This window comes from Amycolatopsis aidingensis (genome assembly GCF_018885265.1).
GTDB lineage: Bacteria > Actinomycetota > Actinomycetes > Mycobacteriales > Pseudonocardiaceae > Amycolatopsis > Amycolatopsis aidingensis.
This window is the reverse complement of sequence record NZ_CP076538.1, coordinates 5,751,293-5,769,061: the sequence shown is the minus strand read 5'-3', so window position 1 is coordinate 5,769,061 and position 17,769 is coordinate 5,751,293. Positions and strand designations below refer to the sequence as shown.

General features: G+C 69.7%; 23 protein-coding genes. 16 read left to right on the top strand and 7 right to left on the bottom strand.

Going from position 1 to position 17,769, the window contains the following annotated elements; translation table 11 throughout:
* Positions 1-30 precede the first annotated feature (30 nt).
* From pyrH to KOI47_RS26250, 3 genes are read left to right on the top strand one after another with little or no spacing between them, the layout of a single operon-like run.
* Positions 31-777, top strand: a complete 747-nt coding sequence (gene pyrH, locus KOI47_RS26260) for a UMP kinase (protein ID WP_216208786.1) — start codon at positions 31-33, stop codon at positions 775-777.
* Positions 778-813: 36 nt separating this feature from the next.
* Positions 814-1,371 carry a ribosome recycling factor gene (gene frr, locus KOI47_RS26255; RefSeq protein ID WP_141997184.1) on the top strand — a complete coding sequence of 186 codons (558 nt, stop codon included), beginning with the start codon at positions 814-816 and terminating at the stop codon, positions 1,369-1,371.
* A 25-nt stretch (positions 1,372-1,396) separates the two neighbouring features.
* A complete protein-coding gene (locus tag KOI47_RS26250) occupies positions 1,397-2,242 on the top strand; it encodes a phosphatidate cytidylyltransferase (protein ID WP_216208784.1) in 846 nt (281 codons plus the stop codon).
* Positions 2,243-2,252: 10 nt separating this feature from the next.
* Here the strand turns inward: KOI47_RS26250 and KOI47_RS26245 are convergent, their stop codons facing one another.
* Positions 2,253-3,089, bottom strand: coding sequence for a VOC family protein (locus tag KOI47_RS26245; RefSeq protein ID WP_216208781.1), 837 nt, complete (start codon positions 3,087-3,089; stop codon positions 2,253-2,255).
* A 159-nt stretch (positions 3,090-3,248) separates the two neighbouring features.
* On the opposite strand from KOI47_RS26245, the gene KOI47_RS26240 reads away from it, so the two are divergent.
* On the top strand, positions 3,249-4,004 hold the full coding sequence (locus KOI47_RS26240) for a class I SAM-dependent methyltransferase (protein WP_216208778.1): 756 nt from the start codon (positions 3,249-3,251) through the stop codon (positions 4,002-4,004).
* 20 nt (positions 4,005-4,024) lie between these two features.
* Here KOI47_RS26240 and KOI47_RS26235 read toward each other — a convergent pair whose 3' ends face one another.
* Complete coding sequence (locus tag KOI47_RS26235) at positions 4,025-4,648, bottom strand: MerR family transcriptional regulator (RefSeq protein WP_216208776.1); 624 nt, start codon at positions 4,646-4,648, stop codon at positions 4,025-4,027.
* Positions 4,649-4,730: 82 nt separating this feature from the next.
* Between KOI47_RS26235 and KOI47_RS26230 the strand changes: the two genes are divergently transcribed.
* Both KOI47_RS26230 and KOI47_RS26225 read left to right on the top strand, forming a co-directional pair.
* A complete protein-coding gene (locus tag KOI47_RS26230; protein WP_216208772.1) occupies positions 4,731-5,684 on the top strand; it encodes a hypothetical protein in 954 nt (317 codons plus the stop codon).
* Positions 5,681-6,136, top strand: coding sequence for an ABA4-like family protein (locus KOI47_RS26225; protein ID WP_216208769.1), 456 nt, complete (start codon positions 5,681-5,683; stop codon positions 6,134-6,136). The genes KOI47_RS26230 and KOI47_RS26225 overlap by 4 nt, the downstream gene beginning before the upstream one ends.
* Here KOI47_RS26225 and KOI47_RS26220 read toward each other — a convergent pair.
* Entirely contained in the window at positions 6,063-6,506 is a 444-nt protein-coding gene (locus KOI47_RS26220; RefSeq protein ID WP_232376264.1) for a PadR family transcriptional regulator, read from the bottom strand. The genes KOI47_RS26225 and KOI47_RS26220 overlap by 74 nt on opposite strands.
* A gap of 259 nt (positions 6,507-6,765) precedes the next feature.
* Between KOI47_RS26220 and rlmN the strand changes: the two genes are divergently transcribed.
* Positions 6,766-7,887, top strand: coding sequence for a 23S rRNA (adenine(2503)-C(2))-methyltransferase RlmN (gene rlmN / locus KOI47_RS26215; RefSeq protein ID WP_216208763.1), 1,122 nt, complete (start codon positions 6,766-6,768; stop codon positions 7,885-7,887).
* A gap of 66 nt (positions 7,888-7,953) precedes the next feature.
* On the opposite strand, the gene KOI47_RS26210 is transcribed toward rlmN, so the two are convergent.
* Together KOI47_RS26210 and KOI47_RS26205 are read right to left on the bottom strand one after the other, a co-directional pair.
* Complete coding sequence (locus KOI47_RS26210; RefSeq protein ID WP_216208760.1) at positions 7,954-8,346, bottom strand: type II toxin-antitoxin system VapC family toxin; 393 nt, start codon at positions 8,344-8,346, stop codon at positions 7,954-7,956.
* Positions 8,343-8,597 carry a type II toxin-antitoxin system Phd/YefM family antitoxin gene (locus KOI47_RS26205; RefSeq protein ID WP_216208758.1) on the bottom strand — a complete coding sequence of 85 codons (255 nt, stop codon included), beginning with the start codon at positions 8,595-8,597 and terminating at the stop codon, positions 8,343-8,345. The genes KOI47_RS26210 and KOI47_RS26205 overlap by 4 nt, the downstream gene beginning before the upstream one ends.
* Positions 8,598-8,960: 363 nt before the next feature.
* Here KOI47_RS26205 and KOI47_RS26200 point away from each other — a divergent pair, with 363 nt between their 5' ends.
* The gene (locus KOI47_RS26200; protein ID WP_216208755.1) at positions 8,961-10,217 is read left to right on the top strand and encodes a GGDEF domain-containing protein; all 1,257 of its coding nucleotides are present in this window, start codon (positions 8,961-8,963) and stop codon (positions 10,215-10,217) included.
* Here KOI47_RS26200 and KOI47_RS26195 read toward each other — a convergent pair.
* Positions 10,209-11,105 carry a LysR family transcriptional regulator gene (locus KOI47_RS26195; protein ID WP_216208753.1) on the bottom strand — a complete coding sequence of 299 codons (897 nt, stop codon included), beginning with the start codon at positions 11,103-11,105 and terminating at the stop codon, positions 10,209-10,211. The genes KOI47_RS26200 and KOI47_RS26195 overlap by 9 nt on opposite strands.
* 60 nt (positions 11,106-11,165) lie before the next feature.
* Here KOI47_RS26195 and KOI47_RS26190 point away from each other — a divergent pair, with 60 nt between their 5' ends.
* The 8 genes from KOI47_RS26190 (at position 11,166) to KOI47_RS26155 (ending at position 17,332) form a co-directional block, all read left to right on the top strand.
* The gene (locus tag KOI47_RS26190; protein ID WP_216208750.1) at positions 11,166-11,516 is read left to right on the top strand and encodes a DoxX family protein; all 351 of its coding nucleotides are present in this window, start codon (positions 11,166-11,168) and stop codon (positions 11,514-11,516) included.
* Between the two features lie 106 nt (positions 11,517-11,622).
* Complete coding sequence (locus tag KOI47_RS26185; protein ID WP_216208747.1) at positions 11,623-12,153, top strand: DUF5994 family protein; 531 nt, start codon at positions 11,623-11,625, stop codon at positions 12,151-12,153.
* Position 12,154: 1 nt separating this feature from the next.
* Positions 12,155-12,787, top strand: a complete 633-nt coding sequence (locus tag KOI47_RS26180; protein ID WP_216208744.1) for a GNAT family N-acetyltransferase — start codon at positions 12,155-12,157, stop codon at positions 12,785-12,787.
* A gap of 168 nt (positions 12,788-12,955) precedes the next feature.
* Positions 12,956-14,359, top strand: a complete 1,404-nt coding sequence (locus KOI47_RS26175) for a DEAD/DEAH box helicase (RefSeq protein WP_216208742.1) — start codon at positions 12,956-12,958, stop codon at positions 14,357-14,359.
* A gap of 98 nt (positions 14,360-14,457) precedes the next feature.
* On the top strand, positions 14,458-15,498 hold the full coding sequence (locus KOI47_RS26170; RefSeq protein WP_408629848.1) for a fatty acid desaturase family protein: 1,041 nt from the start codon (positions 14,458-14,460) through the stop codon (positions 15,496-15,498).
* Positions 15,499-15,546: 48 nt separating this feature from the next.
* Entirely contained in the window at positions 15,547-16,251 is a 705-nt protein-coding gene (locus tag KOI47_RS26165) for a GAF domain-containing protein (protein WP_216208740.1), read from the top strand.
* 69 nt (positions 16,252-16,320) lie between these two features.
* The gene (locus KOI47_RS26160; protein WP_216208737.1) at positions 16,321-17,067 is read left to right on the top strand and encodes a GAF and ANTAR domain-containing protein; all 747 of its coding nucleotides are present in this window, start codon (positions 16,321-16,323) and stop codon (positions 17,065-17,067) included.
* A gap of 106 nt (positions 17,068-17,173) precedes the next feature.
* A complete protein-coding gene (locus KOI47_RS26155; protein ID WP_216208736.1) occupies positions 17,174-17,332 on the top strand; it encodes a DUF6307 family protein in 159 nt (52 codons plus the stop codon).
* 41 nt (positions 17,333-17,373) lie between these two features.
* Here KOI47_RS26155 and KOI47_RS26150 read toward each other — a convergent pair whose 3' ends face one another.
* Positions 17,374-17,628: a DUF2631 domain-containing protein gene (locus KOI47_RS26150; protein ID WP_216208733.1), complete on the bottom strand. Its 255-nt coding sequence runs from the start codon at positions 17,626-17,628 to the stop codon at positions 17,374-17,376.
* Positions 17,629-17,769 lie beyond the last annotated feature (141 nt).

Sequence of the window (17,769 nt, the reverse complement as noted above, 5' to 3'; positions counted from 1 at the left end):
AGAGCGGTACCCCGACGAGGTGGAGGCGAGATGACGGCAGAGCGGTCCGAGGGCGGTTATCGGCGGGTGCTGCTCAAGCTGGGTGGCGAGATGTTCGGTGGCGGCGCCGTCGGTGTCGACCCGGATGTGGTGCACTCGGTGGCGGCACAGATCGCCGGCGTCGTCCGCACCGGCGTGCAGATGGCGGTGGTGATCGGCGGCGGCAACTACTTCCGCGGTGCCGAGCTCTCCCAGCGGGGTATGGACCGCGACCGCGCCGACTACATGGCCATGCTCGGCACCGTGATGAACTGCCTCGCCCTGCAGGACTTCATGGAGAAGGAAGGCATCCCGACCCGCGTGCAGAGCGCCATCACGATGGGGCAGGTCGCCGAGCCCTATGTCCCGCGCCGGGCCGAGCGGCACCTGGAGAAGGGCCGGGTCGTCATCTTCGCGGCCGGCGTGGGTATGCCGTACTTCTCCACCGACACCGCGGCCGCGCAGCGCGCCCTCGAGATCGGCTGTGACGCCGTGCTGATGGCGAAGGCGGTGGACGGGGTCTACACCGCCGATCCGAAGAGCGATCCGAACGCGGAGATGTTCCACGAGATCACCCACCGTGAGGTTCTCGAGCGTGGCCTCCGGGTCGCCGATGCCACCGCGTTCAGCCTCTGCATGGACAACAACATGCCGATCATCGTGTTCAACCTGCTCACCGAGGGGAACATCGCTCGCGCGGTGAGTGGTGAGAGGATCGGCACGTTGGTCAGCACCCCCGCGGGCCTGCCGTCGGCGTAGACCCGTGTCATGACAGCGCCAGACTAAGGAGAAGCCGTGATCGACGAGACCCTCCTCGACGCCGAGGAGAAGATGGAAAAGGCGGTGTCCGTCGCCAAGGAGGACTTGACGTCGGTGCGGACGGGTCGGGCGACCCCGGCGATGTTCTCCCGCATCACGGTCGACTACTACGGCGCGGCCACCCCGCTGAACCAGTTGGCCAGCGTGAACATCCCGGAAGCGCGCATGGCGGTGATCAAGCCCTATGACCTCAGCCAGCTGAACCAGGTCGAGAAGGCCATCCGGGACTCCGACCTCGGGGTGAACCCCAGCAACGACGGCCAGGTGATCCGGGTGGTCATCCCGCAGCTCACCGAGGAGCGGCGCAAGGAGATGGTCAAGGTCGCCAAGGGCAAGGGCGAGGACGCCAAGATCTCCATCCGCAGCGTGCGCCGCAAGGCCAAGGAGGAGCTGGACCGGATCGCCAAGGACGGCGAGGCGGGCGAGGACGAGGTCGCCAGGGCGGAGAAGGAACTACAGAACCTCACCGACAACTATGTGCACCAGGTCGAGGAGCTGGTGAAGCACAAAGAAGCCGAACTGCTCGAGGTCTGACGACGTGGGTGGGGCGGGAGCGAGTGTGAGCGAGGAACGCGAGGACGCGCCCGAACCGAAGTCCTCGCGGGCCGGCCGCAACCTGCCGGCGGCGATCGGTGTCGGGGTCGCGCTCGGTGCGGCCATCCTGATTTCCCTGCTCACGGTCCGGTTCGTGTTCATCGGGATCATCGCCGCGGCGATCGTGGTCGGCACCATCGAGCTCGCCGGTGCGCTGCGCCGCGCGGCGGATATCCGGATCGCGCTGGTTCCGGTGCTGGTCGGTGGTCAGGCGATGATCTGGCTGGCCTGGCCGTTCGGCAGGGAGGGAGCGCTCACCGCCTTCGTCCTCACCGTGCTCGCCTGCCTGCTCTGGCGACTGCGCAATGGCGCGGACGGCTACCTCAGGGACGTGGGCGCCTCCGTGTTCGCGGCCGCCTACCTCCCGCTGTTCGCGGCGTTCGCGGCGATGCTGGTGCCGCCCGAGGACGGCGTCGGCAGGGTGCTGGCGTTCATGATCGGCGTGGTCGCCTCGGACACCGGCGGGTACATCGCCGGTGTCCTGCGCGGCAGGCACCCGATGGCGCCCTCGATCAGCCCGAAGAAGACCTGGGAGGGCTTCGGCGGCTCGCTGCTGGCCGGGGTGGTCGCCGGTTCGCTGACCTTCAGCCTGATGCTGGATGCCCAGGCCTGGCAGGGCGTGCTCTTCGGTGCGGCCATCGTGCTGACCGCCACCCTCGGCGACCTGATGGAGTCGCTGATCAAGCGCGACCTCGGGATCAAGGACATGGGCAACCTGCTGCCCGGCCACGGTGGGCTGATGGACCGGCTGGACTCCCTGCTGCCATCGGCCGTGGTGTCCTGGCTGCTGCTCAGCGCCTTCGTGCCGTGAGCCGAGTAGCTCAGTCGTCGTAGGGGTCGTCCACCTCGGCGCGGCCCCAGCCCTCGACCACCTTCGACCGGTCGATGATCGAGAAGGGCGCGCCGCCGGGGTCGGCGATGATTGCCGTGCGCCCGAACGGGGTGTCGAATGGTGGCGCCACCACCGTCCCGCCCAGCATGCTGGCGTGCGCCGCCACGGAGTCCGTGCCGCGGGTGGGGTCGATCTCGAAGTAGATCATCCAGTGTGGCTGTGCGGTCGGCTCGTATTCCGGCCCCATCACGTAGCGGTAGAGCACCGGATACTGGTCCAGCCGCCACTCCGCGTAGTCGATGTTCTGCCTCCCGATCTGTTCACTGGTGAAGTTGAACAGTCGGCAGAAGAACTGGTCGGCCGCCGCACCGTCGTGCGTGTTGATGTCCGCACCGGTGAAGGTGCCCGGGATGCCGAAGCCGAACTCCCAGCTGCTCGCGGGCTGCCAGAACACGACCGGCACTCCACCCGGGTCGACCACGTGCAGGATGCTGCCACGATCCGGGATGTCCACCGGCCCGAGCATTCGCCTGCCGCCGAGGTGCTCGACCCACTCGGCGGTCGCGCTGGTGTTGTGTACCGCGAGGTGCAGGATCCAGCCCTGCGGCTGACCGGCCCGTGCCTGGTACATCCCGCCCGCGGCGGCATCGTTGACACTGGCGATGGTGTAGCGGCCCGTGGCCGGATCGGGGCTGGTGCGATAGCGCCAGCCGAACAGCCCGGCGTAGAAGTGCCGGGCCGCGTTCTCGTCCGGCGTCGCGAGTTCGATCCAGCATGGTGTTCCGGGAAGCAGCGCGGGCGTCAGGTCCGACGAACCGGGCGACATGGATCATCTCCTCGGGTGGGGGCCGGAGAGTTTACGCGAAATCTATGCCGTTCAACCGGAAAACGGCGAAGGCCGACGACGGGATCACGGGAAGAACCGGATATTCGGACCATTTCGGGCGGAAAGATCCGACTGTGCGGGCGCGCCTATGCTGGTCTGGTGAAGAGGTTCGCGCGCAGGGTGGATGTGTTGCCAAGTCCCAACATCTGGTACCACCCCGATGCGTACGAACTGGAGAACCGCGTGCAGGACGCGGACCAGGCGATCTGGCGGGTGCTCAGGCGGGAATGCGACTGGGCGGGCAAGGACGTGCTCGACATCGGTTGCGGCGACGGGTTCCATCTGGCCCGGTTCGCGGAGACCGCACGGTCGGTGGTGGGAGTGGAACCGCATGGCCCGCTGGTGGAGCGGGCCATGCGGCGGGTCACCGCGTTCCCCGGCGTGACGGTGCGCCGGGGCACTGCCGCGCGGCTTCCGTTGCCCCCTGCCAGCGTCGACCTGGTGCACGCGCGTACGGCGTACTTCTTCGGCCCCGGTTGCGGGCCCGGCCTGCGCGCGGCCGAGCGGGTGCTGCGGCGCGGCGGCACACTGGCCATTGTGGACCTGGACGTCGGCAGCGGTCCCTACGGCGACTGGATGCGTGCCGACCTTCCCGACTACGACCCGGCCGCGGTGGACCGGTTCTTCGCCGAGGCGGGCTTCCGTTGCCTGCGGGTCGGGACCGAGTGGCGGTTCCCGGACCGGCAGGCGGTGGAAACCGTGCTGCGCATCGAGTTCAGCGCGCCGGTCGCGGAGCGGGCGATCGCGCAGATCCTGCGGATGAACCAGGGGGCGCGCGGGGAACTGGTGCTCCCGGTCGGGTACCGGGTGCTGCTCAGGCAGAAACGCGCCGGCTCGCTTCGGCTCCGGTCCTGACCGGGGTGGCGGCGGTACGGTCAGCCGCCGAAGTAGCGGGCGGAGGCGTTCTGCTGCGCGATCCGGCGCAGGCCGGCCAGTAGTACGTCACCGAGCGCGGTGCCCACGACGGCACGCTCCACCGTCGACTCGGCGGGGTCGGCGTGGGTGAGCGAGCCGAGATCGGCCTCGGCGACCCGCTGCGCGGCCGCGCCGTACTCACTCAGTAGTTCCACCGAGCTGTGATGACCCAGTTCACGGAAGGTGCAGAGCACGCTCACCAGCGAATCCACCGCTCCGGCGCAGGATTCGAGCTGCCAGCCTTGTTCCTCGGCCACGGCCTCGATATGGCCCATGGCCCAGGCTCGGGACTCCTCGTCCACCTCGGTGCCGGCGGGTACCAGCTGTCGGTGGGCCCGCCCGAGCACGCTGTGCGTCGACTTCTGCTGGTCGATGGCCTCGAGTACGGCGCGGACATCGGCGATCGAGAACCCGCCGATCTCGAGCAGGGCGCGGACGAACCGGAGCCTGCGGACGTGCGTCTCGTCGTAGCGCGCCTGGTTGCGGCCAGTGCGCTCGCCGGCGGGGACCAGGCCCTCGCGCAGGTAGTACTTGATCGTCGCCACCGGCACGCCGGACTCACTGCTCAGCTCGGCCATCCGCATGTGCGCAATCTTAGATAGCTCTCAGAGTGGATAGCATAACTTTCCAGTTTAGATAGTTTCGCTATCCAAACTGGGAGGCAGTATGACGATGCCGATCCGCCGGGCCCTGACCTGGCATCGACCGATGATGGTGTTCGCGGGGGTCATGGCGGGCATGGCCGTGGTGTCGGCGGTGGGGCTCGCGGTGGACGACCGGGTCCTGCTCGGCGCGCCGGTCTGGCTGAAGCCGTTCAAGTTCGCGGTGTCCATGGCGCTGTACTGCGTCACCTGGGCCTGGCTGGTATCGCTGCTCCGTACTCACAAGCGGCTGGCGGCCGGGGTGTCCACTGTGCTGGTGACGTTCCTCGCGGTGGAGTACGCGATCATCGCGTTGCAGGCCGCGCGGGGGAGAGCGAGCCACTTCAACACCTCGACGGAGTTCGACGCGAACCTTGGCAGGGTGATGGGCGGGTCGATCGTGGTGCTGTGGGTGGGCACGCTGGCGCTGACCGTGCTCCTGCTGCGGACCCCGATCGCGGACGCGGCCAGCAGGCTGGCGATCCGGCTCGGGTCGGCGATCTCGCTGGTGGGGCTGGCGCTCGGCGCGCTGATGTTCCTGCCTGCGAGTGGGCGCACCGTCGAGGGGGTGATCGGTGCGCACAGCGTCGGCGTCCCGGACGGCGGGCCGGGTATGCCGGTCACCGGCTGGAGCACCACCGGAGGCGACCTGCGGATCCCGCATTTCATCGGCATGCACGCGCTGCAACTGCTCCCGCTGCTGGCCTTGCTGCTGGGTGCGCTCGCGACGAGGTTGCGGGTGCTGACCGACGGGGCCGTTCGTGCGCGGCTGGTGCTGGTGGCGGCGGCCGGTTATGCCGGCCTGGTCGCACTGGTCACCTGGCAGGCCCTGCGCGGCCAGCCGCTGCTCGCACCGGACGCCTGGACCCTGGTCGCGGCGGGTCTGCTGGCCTTCGGGGTCGCCACAGGGGTCGCCGATGCGCTGCGCCGGGCACCGGTACAGGAGCACGCCGGACACGAGGAGGTAGGTGTCCGATGAGCACGAGCGCGTTGTTCGGTGTCACCTTCTACCTGGTCGTTCCGTTCTGGGCGATGATGATCCTCGCTCCCCGCTGGTCCTGGACCCGGCGGATCATTGCCTCGCCCTGGATCGCCGCCCCGCCGCTGATCGTCTACGCCATACTCGCGTTGCGGGATCTCGCCGAGCTGTGGGCGGTGGTGAGCCGTCCCGACCTCGGTGCGTTGCAGGCCTTCCTCGGCGAGCCCGTCGGTGCGGCCGCCATCTGGGCCCACCTGATCGCCTTCGACCTGCTGATCGGGCGGTGGATGTACCTGGACGCGCGAGAGCGTGGCGTGCACCACGCGTTCCTCGCGCCGATCCTGGTACTGACCATCCTGCTGTCGCCGTTCGGTCTGCTCACGTATCTGCTGGTGCGGGCGGTTCCTCGATCTCGCCGAGGATCCCGTACAGCGAGCGGCGGGCCTCGTTGAGCACCGTGATGGCCTTCGCCTTCTGCTGGCTGGAGCCGACCCTGGTCACCTGCTTCATGGCGGACATCAGGGCGCCGCTGGCATTGCGCAGCTCGACCTCGTTCGGGTCGACGTCCTGTGCGATCTGCTCCCACGGCGGGGAGTCCTGCTGCGCGGCCACGGCCACGCCCTCCTCGGTGAGCTCGAAGAGGCGCTTGCCGGAGTCCTCGCTGCTGCGCACCAGGCCCTCGTCGGCCATCAGCTGCAAGGTGGGATAGATCGAGCCCGGGCTCGGCCGCCACAGGCCGCGGCTGCGCTCGGCGATCTCGCCGATGATCTCGTAGCCGTGCCGGGACTGCTCGGCCAGCAGGGCGAGGATCGCGGCACGCACGTCTCCGCGCCTGCCCCGGTGTCCGCCGCGCCGGGGTCCGTGCGGCCCGTGGGGTCCGCCACGTGGCCCGCGCGGCCCCCGGCCTCGGGCTTCGAAGTCCGGCTGCCCGTACTCGTCCGCGAAGGGCGGACGCATCCTTCGGTGTGGATTCATGTCGATCCTTTCGTATTGTATCTCGACACGGTCACGATATATCGGAAACAGTCTTATGGCAAGCGACCGTCGGCGCGCCGTGGCCACGTGGGAGAATCGAGGGGCTATGACTGCCCTTCCCCTGGTTTTCGACGCGCCCCGCCGTGGCCTGCCGCCACGGCACCTCGCCGACCTCACCGCGGCCGAGCGGGCCGAGGCGGTGACCGAACTGGGGGAGAAAGCCTTCCGCGCCAAGCAGTTGTCGCATCACTACTTCTCCCGGCTGACCGTGGACCCCGAGGTGATGACCGACATCCCGGCGGCGTCCAGGCAGCGGCTGGTGGGGGAGCTGATGCCCACCCTGCTGACCGAGGTCCGCGCGCTGGCCTGCGATGACGGCGCCACCCGCAAGACGCTGTGGCGGGCGCACGACGGCACGTTGCTGGAGAGTGTGCTGATGCGCTACCCGGACCGGGCCACCTTGTGCATCTCCAGCCAGGCAGGCTGCGGGATGGCCTGCCCCTTCTGCGCCACCGGTCAGGGCGGGCTGGACCGCAACCTGTCCACCGCCGAGATCGTCGACCAGGTGCGCTCGGCCGCTGCCGTGATGCGGGACGGCCTGATGCCCGGCCCGGACGGCGGCCCCGCGCCGGGCAGGCTGTCCAACATCGTGTTCATGGGCATGGGCGAGCCGCTGGCCAACTACAAGCGGGTGGTGGCTGCGGTCCGCCGGATCACCGACCCGGCGCCGGCGGGGCTGGGGATCTCGCAGCGTTCGGTGACCGTGTCCACGGTGGGCCTGGCACCCGCGATCCGGAAGCTGGCCGACGAGCGGATGCAGGTGCGGCTGGCGGTGTCCCTGCACACCCCGGACGACGAGTTGCGGGACGAGCTGGTGCCGGTGAACAACCGGTGGCCGGTGAACGAGGTGCTGTCCGCGGCGCGGTACTACGCGGACACCAGCGGCAGGCGGGTGTCCATCGAGTACGCCCTGATCCGGGACATGAACGACCACCCGTGGCGGGCCGACCTGCTGGCGCAGCGGCTGCGGGAGCACCTAGGGCACCTGGTGCACGTGAACGTGATCCCGCTGAACCCCACCCCGGGCAGCAAGTGGGACGCCTCCCCGAAGCCGGTGGAGCGAGAGTTCGTGCGCAGGGTGAACGCCGGGGGCGTGGCCTGCACGGTGCGCGACACCCGCGGCCAGGAGATCGCCGCCGCCTGCGGCCAGCTCGCCGCCGAATCCTGAGCCCGGCCACTGTTCGGTGTTCGGCCAGTACCGAACGCCGAACAGCTGACGGCATGATGAGCGTGGTCAGACCGGTGCGGTGACGCGGAGGCCGACGGCGCGGGCGGCTTCGGTTTGGCGGGCGTCGTAGGCGATGATCGAGTCGGATTCGGTGCGGACGGCGACGGCGATGTGCAGGGCGTCCAGGCTGCGCAGCTGGGGGCCGGGGAGGATGCCGGCCTCGAAGAAGATCGCCCGGTCCACATCGGCGATGGCGAAGTGGCCGAGGAGTTCGGAGACGGCGGACTGGGGCAGGTCGTGGCGCACGGCGAAGCGCCGAAGCTCGGTCTCCAGTAACACGCTGGAGATCAACTCGACGCCGTCGTCGACCTGCCCGTCCAGATAACTGGCGAGTGCCGCCGACTCCGGCTCCTCGACCAGTAACTTCACCGCAGCCGAGGTCTCGACGTAGCACCTCACCGATCGCCCCGGAGATCGTCCAGTGCCTCCTGCGACGGCTGGTCGATGCGGGCGCGCGGCAGGTCTGAGAGTCCGCCCGCCACCCTGGCCTTTCGGACGCGCAGGGAATCGCGGTGCTGCGGGTTCGGCGGCACCAAAACGGCCACGATCTCGCCGTGGTTGCTGATGTCGATGCGCTCCCCGGCCTGAACCTCGCGCAGTACGGCACTGCTGTTGTTCCGGAGTTCCCGGTGCGGGATTGTGCGGCTCATCGGTCCACCTCCTCGGTGCGTAGCAATCGTAGCACATCGGCGGCGGATTCGACGCCGAGCTGATGCGGACCTGGCTGGACGCAGCTGGTCTCCCACGCGGATCTGTCGCGCCGATATCGGTTCCGGCCTCAATTTTCGGGCCCGTTCGGCAAACCGCGTGCGCGGGCGGCCAACGCGCGGATGTGTACGGCAAACGCGTGCGCGCAGCGGGCAAACACGTGCGAGTGGACGGCAAACACGGCGGAGTGCCGGATTCCCGAACCGTGGAATCCGGTGCCCGGCTAGGGTGACGGAAAACGGGTGCGGGTCCTTGGCACCCGGCGTCTGGAATACCGCGATGTGGGCGGGTTGATCGTGAATCGGGTGCCGTTTCCCGCGACATGGAAGCTGTGGCAGCAACATCCGCGCGTCGTCGGCTACAGCCTGGCTTGTGTCGCCGCCGTGGTGTTGCTCACCGCGGTGTTCGCGCGGATTCGGCCGCCGGCCCAGGAAGATCTCGCCCCGCTGGTGATTCTGGCCGGGCTGGGTGTGCTGCAGGCGGAACTGGGCCGCCAGGTGGAGCGGGTTCGGCGGCGGCTTTCCGGCAGCCCGTACATCACGATGAGCTCGGCCTGGACCTTCGCCGCCGTGCTGGTGGTGCCGCCGACCTTGGTCGCGGCCCTGGTCGCGGTCCTCTATCTGCACCTGGGGCTGCGCAGCTGGTACCGGCTGCACCGGGTACCGCCGTTCCGGACCACCAACAACGCCTGCTGCGTCATCCTGTCCTGCTACGCGGCATCCGCCGTCCTGCTGGCCACCGGGGTCGAGGACATGGCGACGGCCATTTCCGCAGGCTGGTGGGGCGCCGGTGCCGTGCTCGCGGCGCTGGTGGTGCAGTTCGTGGTCAACGCGGTACTGATCCTGCCCGCACGGAACGACATCGGACGCACTCCGCGCCAGCTCTTCGGCGGCTGGGCGGACAACGGCCTCGACCTCGCCACCCTGTGCGTCGGCGTGTTCAACGGGGTCGCGCTGACGACCCTGCCGGGACTGGTCGTGCTCGCTGTGCCAGTGGTGTTGCTGCTGCACCGGGTCGTGCTGCTGGTCAGCCAGCTCGAGGCCGCGGCCACCAGGGACGGGAAGACCGGCGTGCTCAATCCCGCTGGCTGGCGCACCCGGGCGGAGGCCGCGCTGGCGCGTACCGAACGCGCACGCACCGGCCTTGGCCTGCTGATGATCGACCTCGATCACTTCAAGCAGGTCAACGACACCCACGGTCACCCGGCAGGCGACGCCGTCCTGAAGGCGATCGCCACCACGATCACCCGTAGCGTGCGCGACCACAACGACGCGGTCGGCCGGTACGGGGGCGAGGAGTTCGTGGTCGCGCTCCCGGACATCGAGCCTGCCGGTATCGCCATCGTCGCCGAGCGCATCCGGCACGCCGTCAGTCAGCTGGCGGTGGAGGCCGGAACCGAGGAACGGCCCAGGACCATCACCGGGCTCTCCGTCTCGGTGGGCACTGCCGCCAGCCCCGCCGGAGGCGCCACGCTGGACGCCTTGATCCGGGTCGCCGACGGCGCCCTGTACGAGGCGAAACATGCCGGGCGGAACCGGGTGGTGCCGGGCGTCTCAGCCTGAGCGCACCTGCTCCCGGCAGCAGCGGACGAAGTCCTGGACCACGGGGTTGGTGTCGGCCGCGGGTGGCCAGGCGATCCCGACCCGGCTGGGACCGACCCCGGTGACGGGCCGGTAGCAGACGCCGGGCCGGGAGTAGAACCGCGCCGCGGACGCCGGGGCCAGCGCCACGCCGTAGCCGTTGGCAATGGCCTGCAGCCAGGCGTCGGGCTGGTCGGTGGTCGCCCCGATCCGGGGCGGGTGGCCTGCCCGCTCCTCGGTGGCCAGCCAGTAGTCCCGCCAGGCGCCGGTCTCGGCCGGGGCGGCCACGAACGGTTCGTCCCACAGTTCGCGGAACGCGATCTCCTCCCGCGCTGCCAGCGGGTGGCCCGCAGGCAGCGCGACCCACCGCGGCTCGGTGAGCAGCACCTCCACCCGCAGGGCGTCCTGGCCGGGGAACGGCAGCCGCAGCAACGCGGCATCGACCTCGCCATCGGACAGTCCCGCGGAGGGATCGGACCAGGCGGCCTGCCGCATCTCCACCCGCCATCCCGGCCGGATCCCACCGAAGGCCGTGATGATCGCCTGGGTCGCCTCGTTGGCGGCGCTGGCGAGGAACCCGATCCGCAGCACCCTTGCCGCCCCGCTCGCCGCGCTCTTGGTTTCCCGGAGCGCTTCGTCGCAGGTGACCAGCAGCGCGGGTGCCCGCTCCGCCAGTGCCAGCCCGGCCGCGGTGAGCGACATCCCGGAGCGGGACCGGGCGAAAAGGCGGACACCCAACTGCGTCTCCAGGCGCCGGATCTGCTTGGTCAGTGCGGGCTGGGAGACGAACAGGCGCTGCGCGGCCCTGGTAAGGCTGCCCTCCTCGGCGACCGTGGCGAAGTAGCGGACCAACCGGGTGTCCACATCCATGCCAAGAGGTTATAGAAGCTGGTATTGGACGCCAAGCCGGCGCCAGGTCAGGGTTGAGTCGTGTTCACCGCATACCTGGTCGTGACCTTGCTGACCGCCGCGGCCAACCTCGCCGCGGCCCTCGCCGACTTCCTCCGCGCGGAGTGGATTCTCGGCAATATGGACGCCTACGGGCTGCCGAGATCCTGGATCAACCCGCTGGGCGTGCTGAAGGCGGCGGGCGCGCTCGGATTGCTCGCTGGCTTCGCCGTGCCTGCGCTGGGCATCGCGGCCGCAGCCGGGCTCGTGCTGTACTTCCTCGGCGCGATGCTCACCGTGGCCCGCGCCCGCTGGTACCGGCACCTGGGGTACCCGGGTGTGTTCCTGCTGCTGGCCGCCGGTTCGCTCACGCTGCACCTCCTCGCGGCGTGAAGCGTAGACTTGAGGTTGTCGAGGGCATCTCGTGCGTGGCGGACGAAGTCGCGTCGTCCCCGGCGAGCAGAGCCCGGCCGATCCGGCCGGAGACAGGAGCACCGACATGATGTCGGGCCCGCACACACTTATCGCCACACCACTGGTCACCCCACCTACTGAGGTCATCGGCCCGTCCCGGCCCGCGCCGCGGCTGCGCCTGAAGCCGGAGGCGCCCACCACGGGGTACGTCGACGGTGCGTGGTGGCCCCGATCCCGCGACCTGGCCGCCGAACTGCCCGCCTTGCTCGCGGTGCTGGCGGTCCGGCCGGGCCGGATCGAACGAGTGACCTACAACCTGACGGCCTGGCAGCAGGCCGCGCGCCGGGTCCTGATCGAAGGGCACGCCATCCGGCTGGACGGGTTCCGTTCGCAGCACCCGGACACCGTGACGGTGATCGGATCGGACCGGCAACGCCTGACCTTGCTCGTGGTATCCCCAGACGCGACGGCCGTCGCCGCCCACCGGGCGTTGACGGCGGCAGCGCGCCAGGCCGACGTCACGAGTATCGAGGAACTTCTCGCTCCCCGCCTCGGCGCGGCGGAAGCCGTGGACGCGGCGACTCAGCGCTGGGAGATGGACGGGGGTCGAGTCTGACATGCGATCGAAACCTCTGCTCCGGCCCGCGAACACGACCGGTGCGGGTACACCGGTACTGCGCCCGCCGCTGACCACCGAGCGATTGATCCTGCGGGGCTGGCGGGTCGAGGACGCACCTGCCGCGCTGGCCATCTTCGGGCACGTCGCGGTGGCGCGCTGGCTCAGCCCCGACATGGACCAGGTTCCCGATCGCTCGGCCATGCGGTTGCTGCTACAGCAGTGGATCGCCGAAACCGCCAGGATGGCTCCGCCCGCCGGCCGCTGGGCCATGCAACGGCGATCGGACGGGCGGGTCATCGGCGGTTCGATCCTGTTGCCGCTCCCGCCGGGCAACGAGGATCTCGAGATCGGCTGGCAACTGCACCCCGACACCTGGGGCTGCGGATACGCCACCGAGGCCACTCATGCCCTGGCCGCCTGGGCGTTCCGGCAGGACGTCGACGAGCTGTTCGCCGTGGTGCGGCCCGGCAACACCCGCGCCGCGGCCACCGTTCGCCGCAACGGCATGCACTGGGTGGGCGAGACGGACAAGTACTTCGGCCTCATGTTGCAGCTCTTCCGGCTCCGGCCCGCCGATCTGGACTCGGCGGCCCCCAATGCCCAGCTGCCGCCCGCGTTCCGCGACAACTGACCGGACCGTCGGTGGACGGCTCACCGGGAACGAGCCGATCGGGTAGGATCAACAGCGCGACCCGCCCAGTTCTGCCTCGGGTCGCGTCTCGGGTCGGCCACCCATGTGCCGCGGTCCGCGGCTGGATCGACGCCCGGCAGGACGACCCTGCTATCCCTCGGAGACTTCATGGCGGCCGACCGCCCCCAGCACGCATCCTCATCCCGTACCCACGCATCCTTCGCCGAACTCGGCGTGCCCCCAGCGCTCGTCGCCGCGCTCGCGGACCAGGGCATCGAGAAACCCTTCCCGATCCAGGCGGCGACGCTCCCGTCCTCACTGGCGGGCCGGGACGTGCTCGGCCGGGGACGCACCGGGTCCGGCAAGACCTACGCTTTCGTGCTGCCGGTACTGGCCCGGCTCGCCGCGAGCACCACCCGGCGACAGCCGCGGCGTCCGCGCGCGCTGATCCTCGCCCCCACCCGTGAGCTCGCCAGCCAGATCGAAGCGGCGATGGCCCCGCTGGCCGAAGCGCTCGCGCTGCGCACCCTGACCGTGTTCGGCGGGGTGAGCCCGGCCCCGCAGATCGCAGGACTGCGCGCGGGGGTCGATATCGTGGTGGCCTGTCCCGGCAGGCTCGCCGACCATCTCGCGTCCGGTCATGTGCACCTCGACGCCGTCGAGCTGACCGTGCTGGACGAGGCCGACCACATGGCCGATCTCGGCTTCCTCCCCGCCGTCCGGCGGCTGCTGGAGCAAACCCGCAAGGGAGGCCAGCGGCTGCTGTTCTCGGCGACCCTGGACGCCGGGGTGGACGTGCTGGTGCGCCGTTTCCTGACCGACCCGGTCACGCACAGCGTCGACTCCGCTCGGTCCCCGGTCACCGCGATGCGGCACCACGTGCTGCACGTACAACCCGACCAGCGGTTTCCGGTGCTGGCCGAGCTCGCCTCGGCACCCGAGCGCACCCTGGTGTTCACCAGGACCAAGCACCGGGCTAAGGCGCTGACCCGTAAACTCGTCGCGTCCGGTGTCTCCGCCGTCGAGCTGCACGGGAACCTCGGCCAGACCGCGCGTACCCGCAACCTCGGTGCGTTCGCGGCCGGTACCGCCACGGTGCTGGTGGCCACCGATATCGCCGCACGAGGGGTCCATGTGGACGACGTCCGGCTGGTCGTGCATGCCGACCCTCCGGTCGAGCACAAGGCGTACCTGCACCGGTCTGGCCGGACGGCACGGGCTGGCGCGCACGGCACGGTGGTCACCCTGATGACCGACGACCAGCTCGCCGACGTGCGTGAGCTCACCAGGAAGGCCGGGATCACGGCGACGACGACGAAGCTCGACGCCGCACATCCCCTGCTGACCGAGCTCGCGCCCGGCGAGCGCACCGCCACCCCGCCACCGGCGAAGCAGCCCCGGCCCGTTCGGTCAGGTGGGGGCGGTAAGAAACGAGTCCCTGCCGGGACCGGGCGGGCGAGCGGGCGGTCCTCGGGCGGCCGCGGTGCCCCGGCTGGCGAGGTGCCGGGCCACCGGTCCGGTGCCGCCGCGTTCTCCGCCGCGCCGCGCTCAAGGAGCCGTCGTACCCGGTGACCGCGCTGGTGCCGCGTACACTGGAAGTAGATCGCGGTCATCGCGATGTGGCAGCACTCGAGACCCCGGTGTCAGGCACTGCGACAACGGAGGTTCGAATGATGTCGGCCAGCGCTCCGGCCGGAGTCACAGCGGCCCGGCAGCGGGGGAGCGACTTCGCGGAACTGTCCCGCACGATCAAACAGCGGGGCTTGCTGCGCAGGCGGTACGGCTACTACACGATACGGATCATCGGCACGATCGGCGCGTTCGTGGCCGCCTGGGTGGTGTTCGGCTACCTCGGTGACTCGTGGTGGCAGATGCTCACCGCGGTCTTTCTTGCCGTGGTGTACACCCAGCTGTCGTTCATCGGGCACGACGCCGGTCACAAGCAGATCTTCCACCGGCGCCGCGGCAACGACGCGGTCGGGTTCGCGCACGCGGGGCTGGTCGGACTCAGCTACGGCTGGTGGGTCGGCAAGCACAACCGTCATCACGCCAATCCCAATCACGAGGACGACGACCCCGACCTGGAGGTGCCCGCGCTGGCGTTCACGACGGACCAGGCTAGCGCCAAGGGCGGTTTCCTGCGGTGGATTGCGAAGCACCAGGCGTTCCTGTTCTTCCCGTTGTTGCTGCTGGAGGGCCTGAACCTGCACTGGTCCAGCATCAAGGCCGTCTGGCGGGGCGAGGTGAGGTCACGCGGGCTGGAGAAAGCCCTGTTGATCGCGCATGTCGGTGGTTATCTGGCCGCAGTGTTCCTCGTGCTCTCGCCGTTGACGGCCATCGTCTTCATCCTGGTGCACCAGGGTTTGTGGGGCGTCTACATGGGGTGCTCGTTCGCCCCGAACCACAAGGGTATGCCGACCCTGGCCGAGGGCCACTCGCTGGACTTCCTCCGCAAGCAGGTGCTCACCTCCCGCAACGTGCGCGGTGGCCGCTGGGTGGACATCCTGCTGGGTGGGTTGAACTACCAGATCGAACACCACCTCTTCCCCAGCATGCCGATGCCCAGCCTGCGCCGTGCCCAGCCGATCGTGCGCGACTTCTGTCGCGCGCGGGGCATCGACTACAGCCAGTGCGGGATCGTGCGTTCTTATGGGTACGTGCTGCGCCACCTGCACGCGGTCGGTGCGCCGTTGCGCGCCGGAGCGCGATGAGAACCGGGCGCCGACGGGGCACACGACCGGAGAGACAGGGCGAATGCGATGGCTGGCTTCGGCGGCGACCGGCTCCAACAGGTATCGGGCTGGGTGAGCGAGCGGGCCGCCAGCTTGGCGGCACCGGTTTCGCTGCGGCTGGTCTGCGAAACGATCGTCGCGCGGCTGGGGATGAGTGGTGCCGCGGTGACGGTACACAACCCTGCCGGGTGGCCGGAGACCGCGGAACGCACCGGCGTGCTCGCGGCCCGGCTGGCGGAACTGGAGGTCACCGTAGGCGAGGGGCCGTGCCTGGACGCGCACCGGGACGGCCGCCCGGTCCTGATCGCGGACCTGCATGCTCCGGCCGCCCAGGCCCGCTGGCCGTTGTTCGCGCCACTGGCGGCCGAGGCGGGGGCCGGTGCCCTGTTCGCGTTGCCGATGTGCGTCGGTTCGATCGGCGTGGGAGTGCTCGCGCTGCATCGGGTGCAGGCAGGGGAACTCGGGCAGGCGGCGCTGGCGGACTCGCTGGCGTTCACGGAGCTGGCCATGCGACTCCTGCTCGACGGGCAGGCGGCGACTCCAGCGGGGGACGGCGACCTGCCACTGCACAACCCGCAACTACACCAGGCGACCGGAATGGTCGCGGCCCAGCTGGAGGTCGAGCTGGCGGACGCATTCGCCCGGCTGCGGGCGCGCGCGTTCGCCGACCGGCGGCTGCTGGCGGACCTGGCCGCCGATGTGGTCGCTCGCCGGTTCCGGTTCGAGCGGTGACTGGCGTGAACGGACCACGTTCATCGGGCGCGATGACGCTACTCTGGGCAATACATGGAGGTGACGGGGATGACCGATGATCGGCTCATCGACACGTTCGTCGAGCTGGCGGATACCTTGATCGACGACTTCGATGTGATCGACTTCCTCCATCTGCTGGTGGACCGGTGTGTGGAGCTGCTCGCGGTCGACGCCGCCGGGCTGCTACTGGCCGATCAGCATGGCAAGCTGCAGCTGATCGCGAGCTCGAACGAGCAGGCTCGGCTGCTGGAGTTGTTCCAGCTGCAGAACGACGATGGTCCCTGTCTGGACGCCTTCGCGACCGGGACCAGGGTCAGCGATCCGGCACTGACCCGCGCGAGTGGCCGCTGGCCGCGGTTCGCCACTGCGGCAGGCGACGCGGGGTTCGCCGCGGTCGACGCCCTTCCGATGCGCTTGCGCAGCGAGGTCATCGGCGCGCTCAATCTCTTCAGGGCGCGACCGGGCGAGCTGACAGACAACAACCTGCGGACCGCGCAGGCGCTGGTCCACGTGGCCACCATCGGCCTGTTGCAGGAACGGTCGATCCGGCACCAGGAGGTGCTGACCGAGCAGTTGCAGGGCGCGTTGAACAGCCGGGTACTCATCGAGCAGACCAAGGGCCTGCTCGCCGAACGCCTGGGCGTGGACATGGAAGGCGCCTTCGCCGCGCTCCGTGGCTACGCCCGCAATCACAACCTGAAGCTACGGGACGTGGCCGAAGCGGTCATCGCCGGCAGGACGGGTGCCGACGAGCTGCTCGGTGCCCTGCGCCCGTCGTCCCGGTCCGGGCGGTGACCGGACAGCAGGTCACCCATCCGGGCATTGCCACACCCAGACCCCGCACGACCGGCCCATCAGTGCCCGGTGGCGGTTCCGCCCCTTCGAAAGGCAAGGAAATGCTATGACCTCGAATCCCGTTTTCGTCTCCCGCTACGACCAGCGGGTCAAGCTCGTGCAGGACGTGCTGAAAGAACACACGGCCCATTCGGACGAGCAGTGCCGTGAACTCGCGGTGCAGGTGCTGTGCACCCTCGACACGATTCCCGAGAAGATGCGCTGAGCCCGTTCGGGGTGCCTCCGCGAGCCGGGCGGCACCCCCTGCTACTTACGCCAGGCAGTGCGCTGCTTGCGCAGGTCCAGCAGCAGCAGGCCGAGCACCCCGAGGGCGAGGCCGATCAGCCAGACGTTCTCGGTGTTGTTCTCGTGGTTGCCGATCAGCATGACGAGCAGGCCGAAGACGATGAACCAGCCGAATGCCCTGGTGGTCTTCGGGAACCTGCCGTGCCAGCCCCAGTCCACGGACGGTTCCTCCCGCGGGTCAACGGCGTAGCGTCGCTCGACCGCCTTACCTGCCACGATCACTCCTCACGGCCACTCAGGTCACCGACCGCCACATGCCCTGAACGCCACTTTCCGGACGTTCAACGTCCCAAACGCCACGTTCGCGACGTCTGACGTCTCGAACGCCACGTTCAGGGCACTCGCGTCTGACAAGGG

Coding starts and splice junctions, on each gene's coding strand:
- KOI47_RS26225 (WP_216208769.1), top strand. CDS start 5,681: ATGAGCACGAGCGCGTTGTTCGGTGTCACCTTCTACCTGGTCGTTCCG.
- KOI47_RS26160 (WP_216208737.1), top strand. CDS start 16,321: ATGACCGATGATCGGCTCATCGACACGTTCGTCGAGCTGGCGGATACC.
- KOI47_RS26230 (WP_216208772.1), top strand. CDS start 4,731: ATGACGATGCCGATCCGCCGGGCCCTGACCTGGCATCGACCGATGATG.
- KOI47_RS26185 (WP_216208747.1), top strand. CDS start 11,623: ATGATGTCGGGCCCGCACACACTTATCGCCACACCACTGGTCACCCCA.
- KOI47_RS26195 (WP_216208753.1), bottom strand. CDS start 11,105: ATGGATGTGGACACCCGGTTGGTCCGCTACTTCGCCACGGTCGCCGAG.
- pyrH (WP_216208786.1), top strand. CDS start 31: ATGACGGCAGAGCGGTCCGAGGGCGGTTATCGGCGGGTGCTGCTCAAG.
- KOI47_RS26235 (WP_216208776.1), bottom strand. CDS start 4,648: ATGCGGATGGCCGAGCTGAGCAGTGAGTCCGGCGTGCCGGTGGCGACG.
- KOI47_RS26170 (WP_408629848.1), top strand. CDS start 14,458: ATGATGTCGGCCAGCGCTCCGGCCGGAGTCACAGCGGCCCGGCAGCGG.
- KOI47_RS26245 (WP_216208781.1), bottom strand. CDS start 3,089: ATGTCGCCCGGTTCGTCGGACCTGACGCCCGCGCTGCTTCCCGGAACA.
- KOI47_RS26180 (WP_216208744.1), top strand. CDS start 12,155: ATGCGATCGAAACCTCTGCTCCGGCCCGCGAACACGACCGGTGCGGGT.
- KOI47_RS26165 (WP_216208740.1), top strand. CDS start 15,547: ATGGCTGGCTTCGGCGGCGACCGGCTCCAACAGGTATCGGGCTGGGTG.
- KOI47_RS26205 (WP_216208758.1), bottom strand. CDS start 8,597: ATGAGCCGCACAATCCCGCACCGGGAACTCCGGAACAACAGCAGTGCC.
- KOI47_RS26155 (WP_216208736.1), top strand. CDS start 17,174: ATGACCTCGAATCCCGTTTTCGTCTCCCGCTACGACCAGCGGGTCAAG.
- rlmN (WP_216208763.1), top strand. CDS start 6,766: ATGACTGCCCTTCCCCTGGTTTTCGACGCGCCCCGCCGTGGCCTGCCG.
- KOI47_RS26175 (WP_216208742.1), top strand. CDS start 12,956: ATGGCGGCCGACCGCCCCCAGCACGCATCCTCATCCCGTACCCACGCA.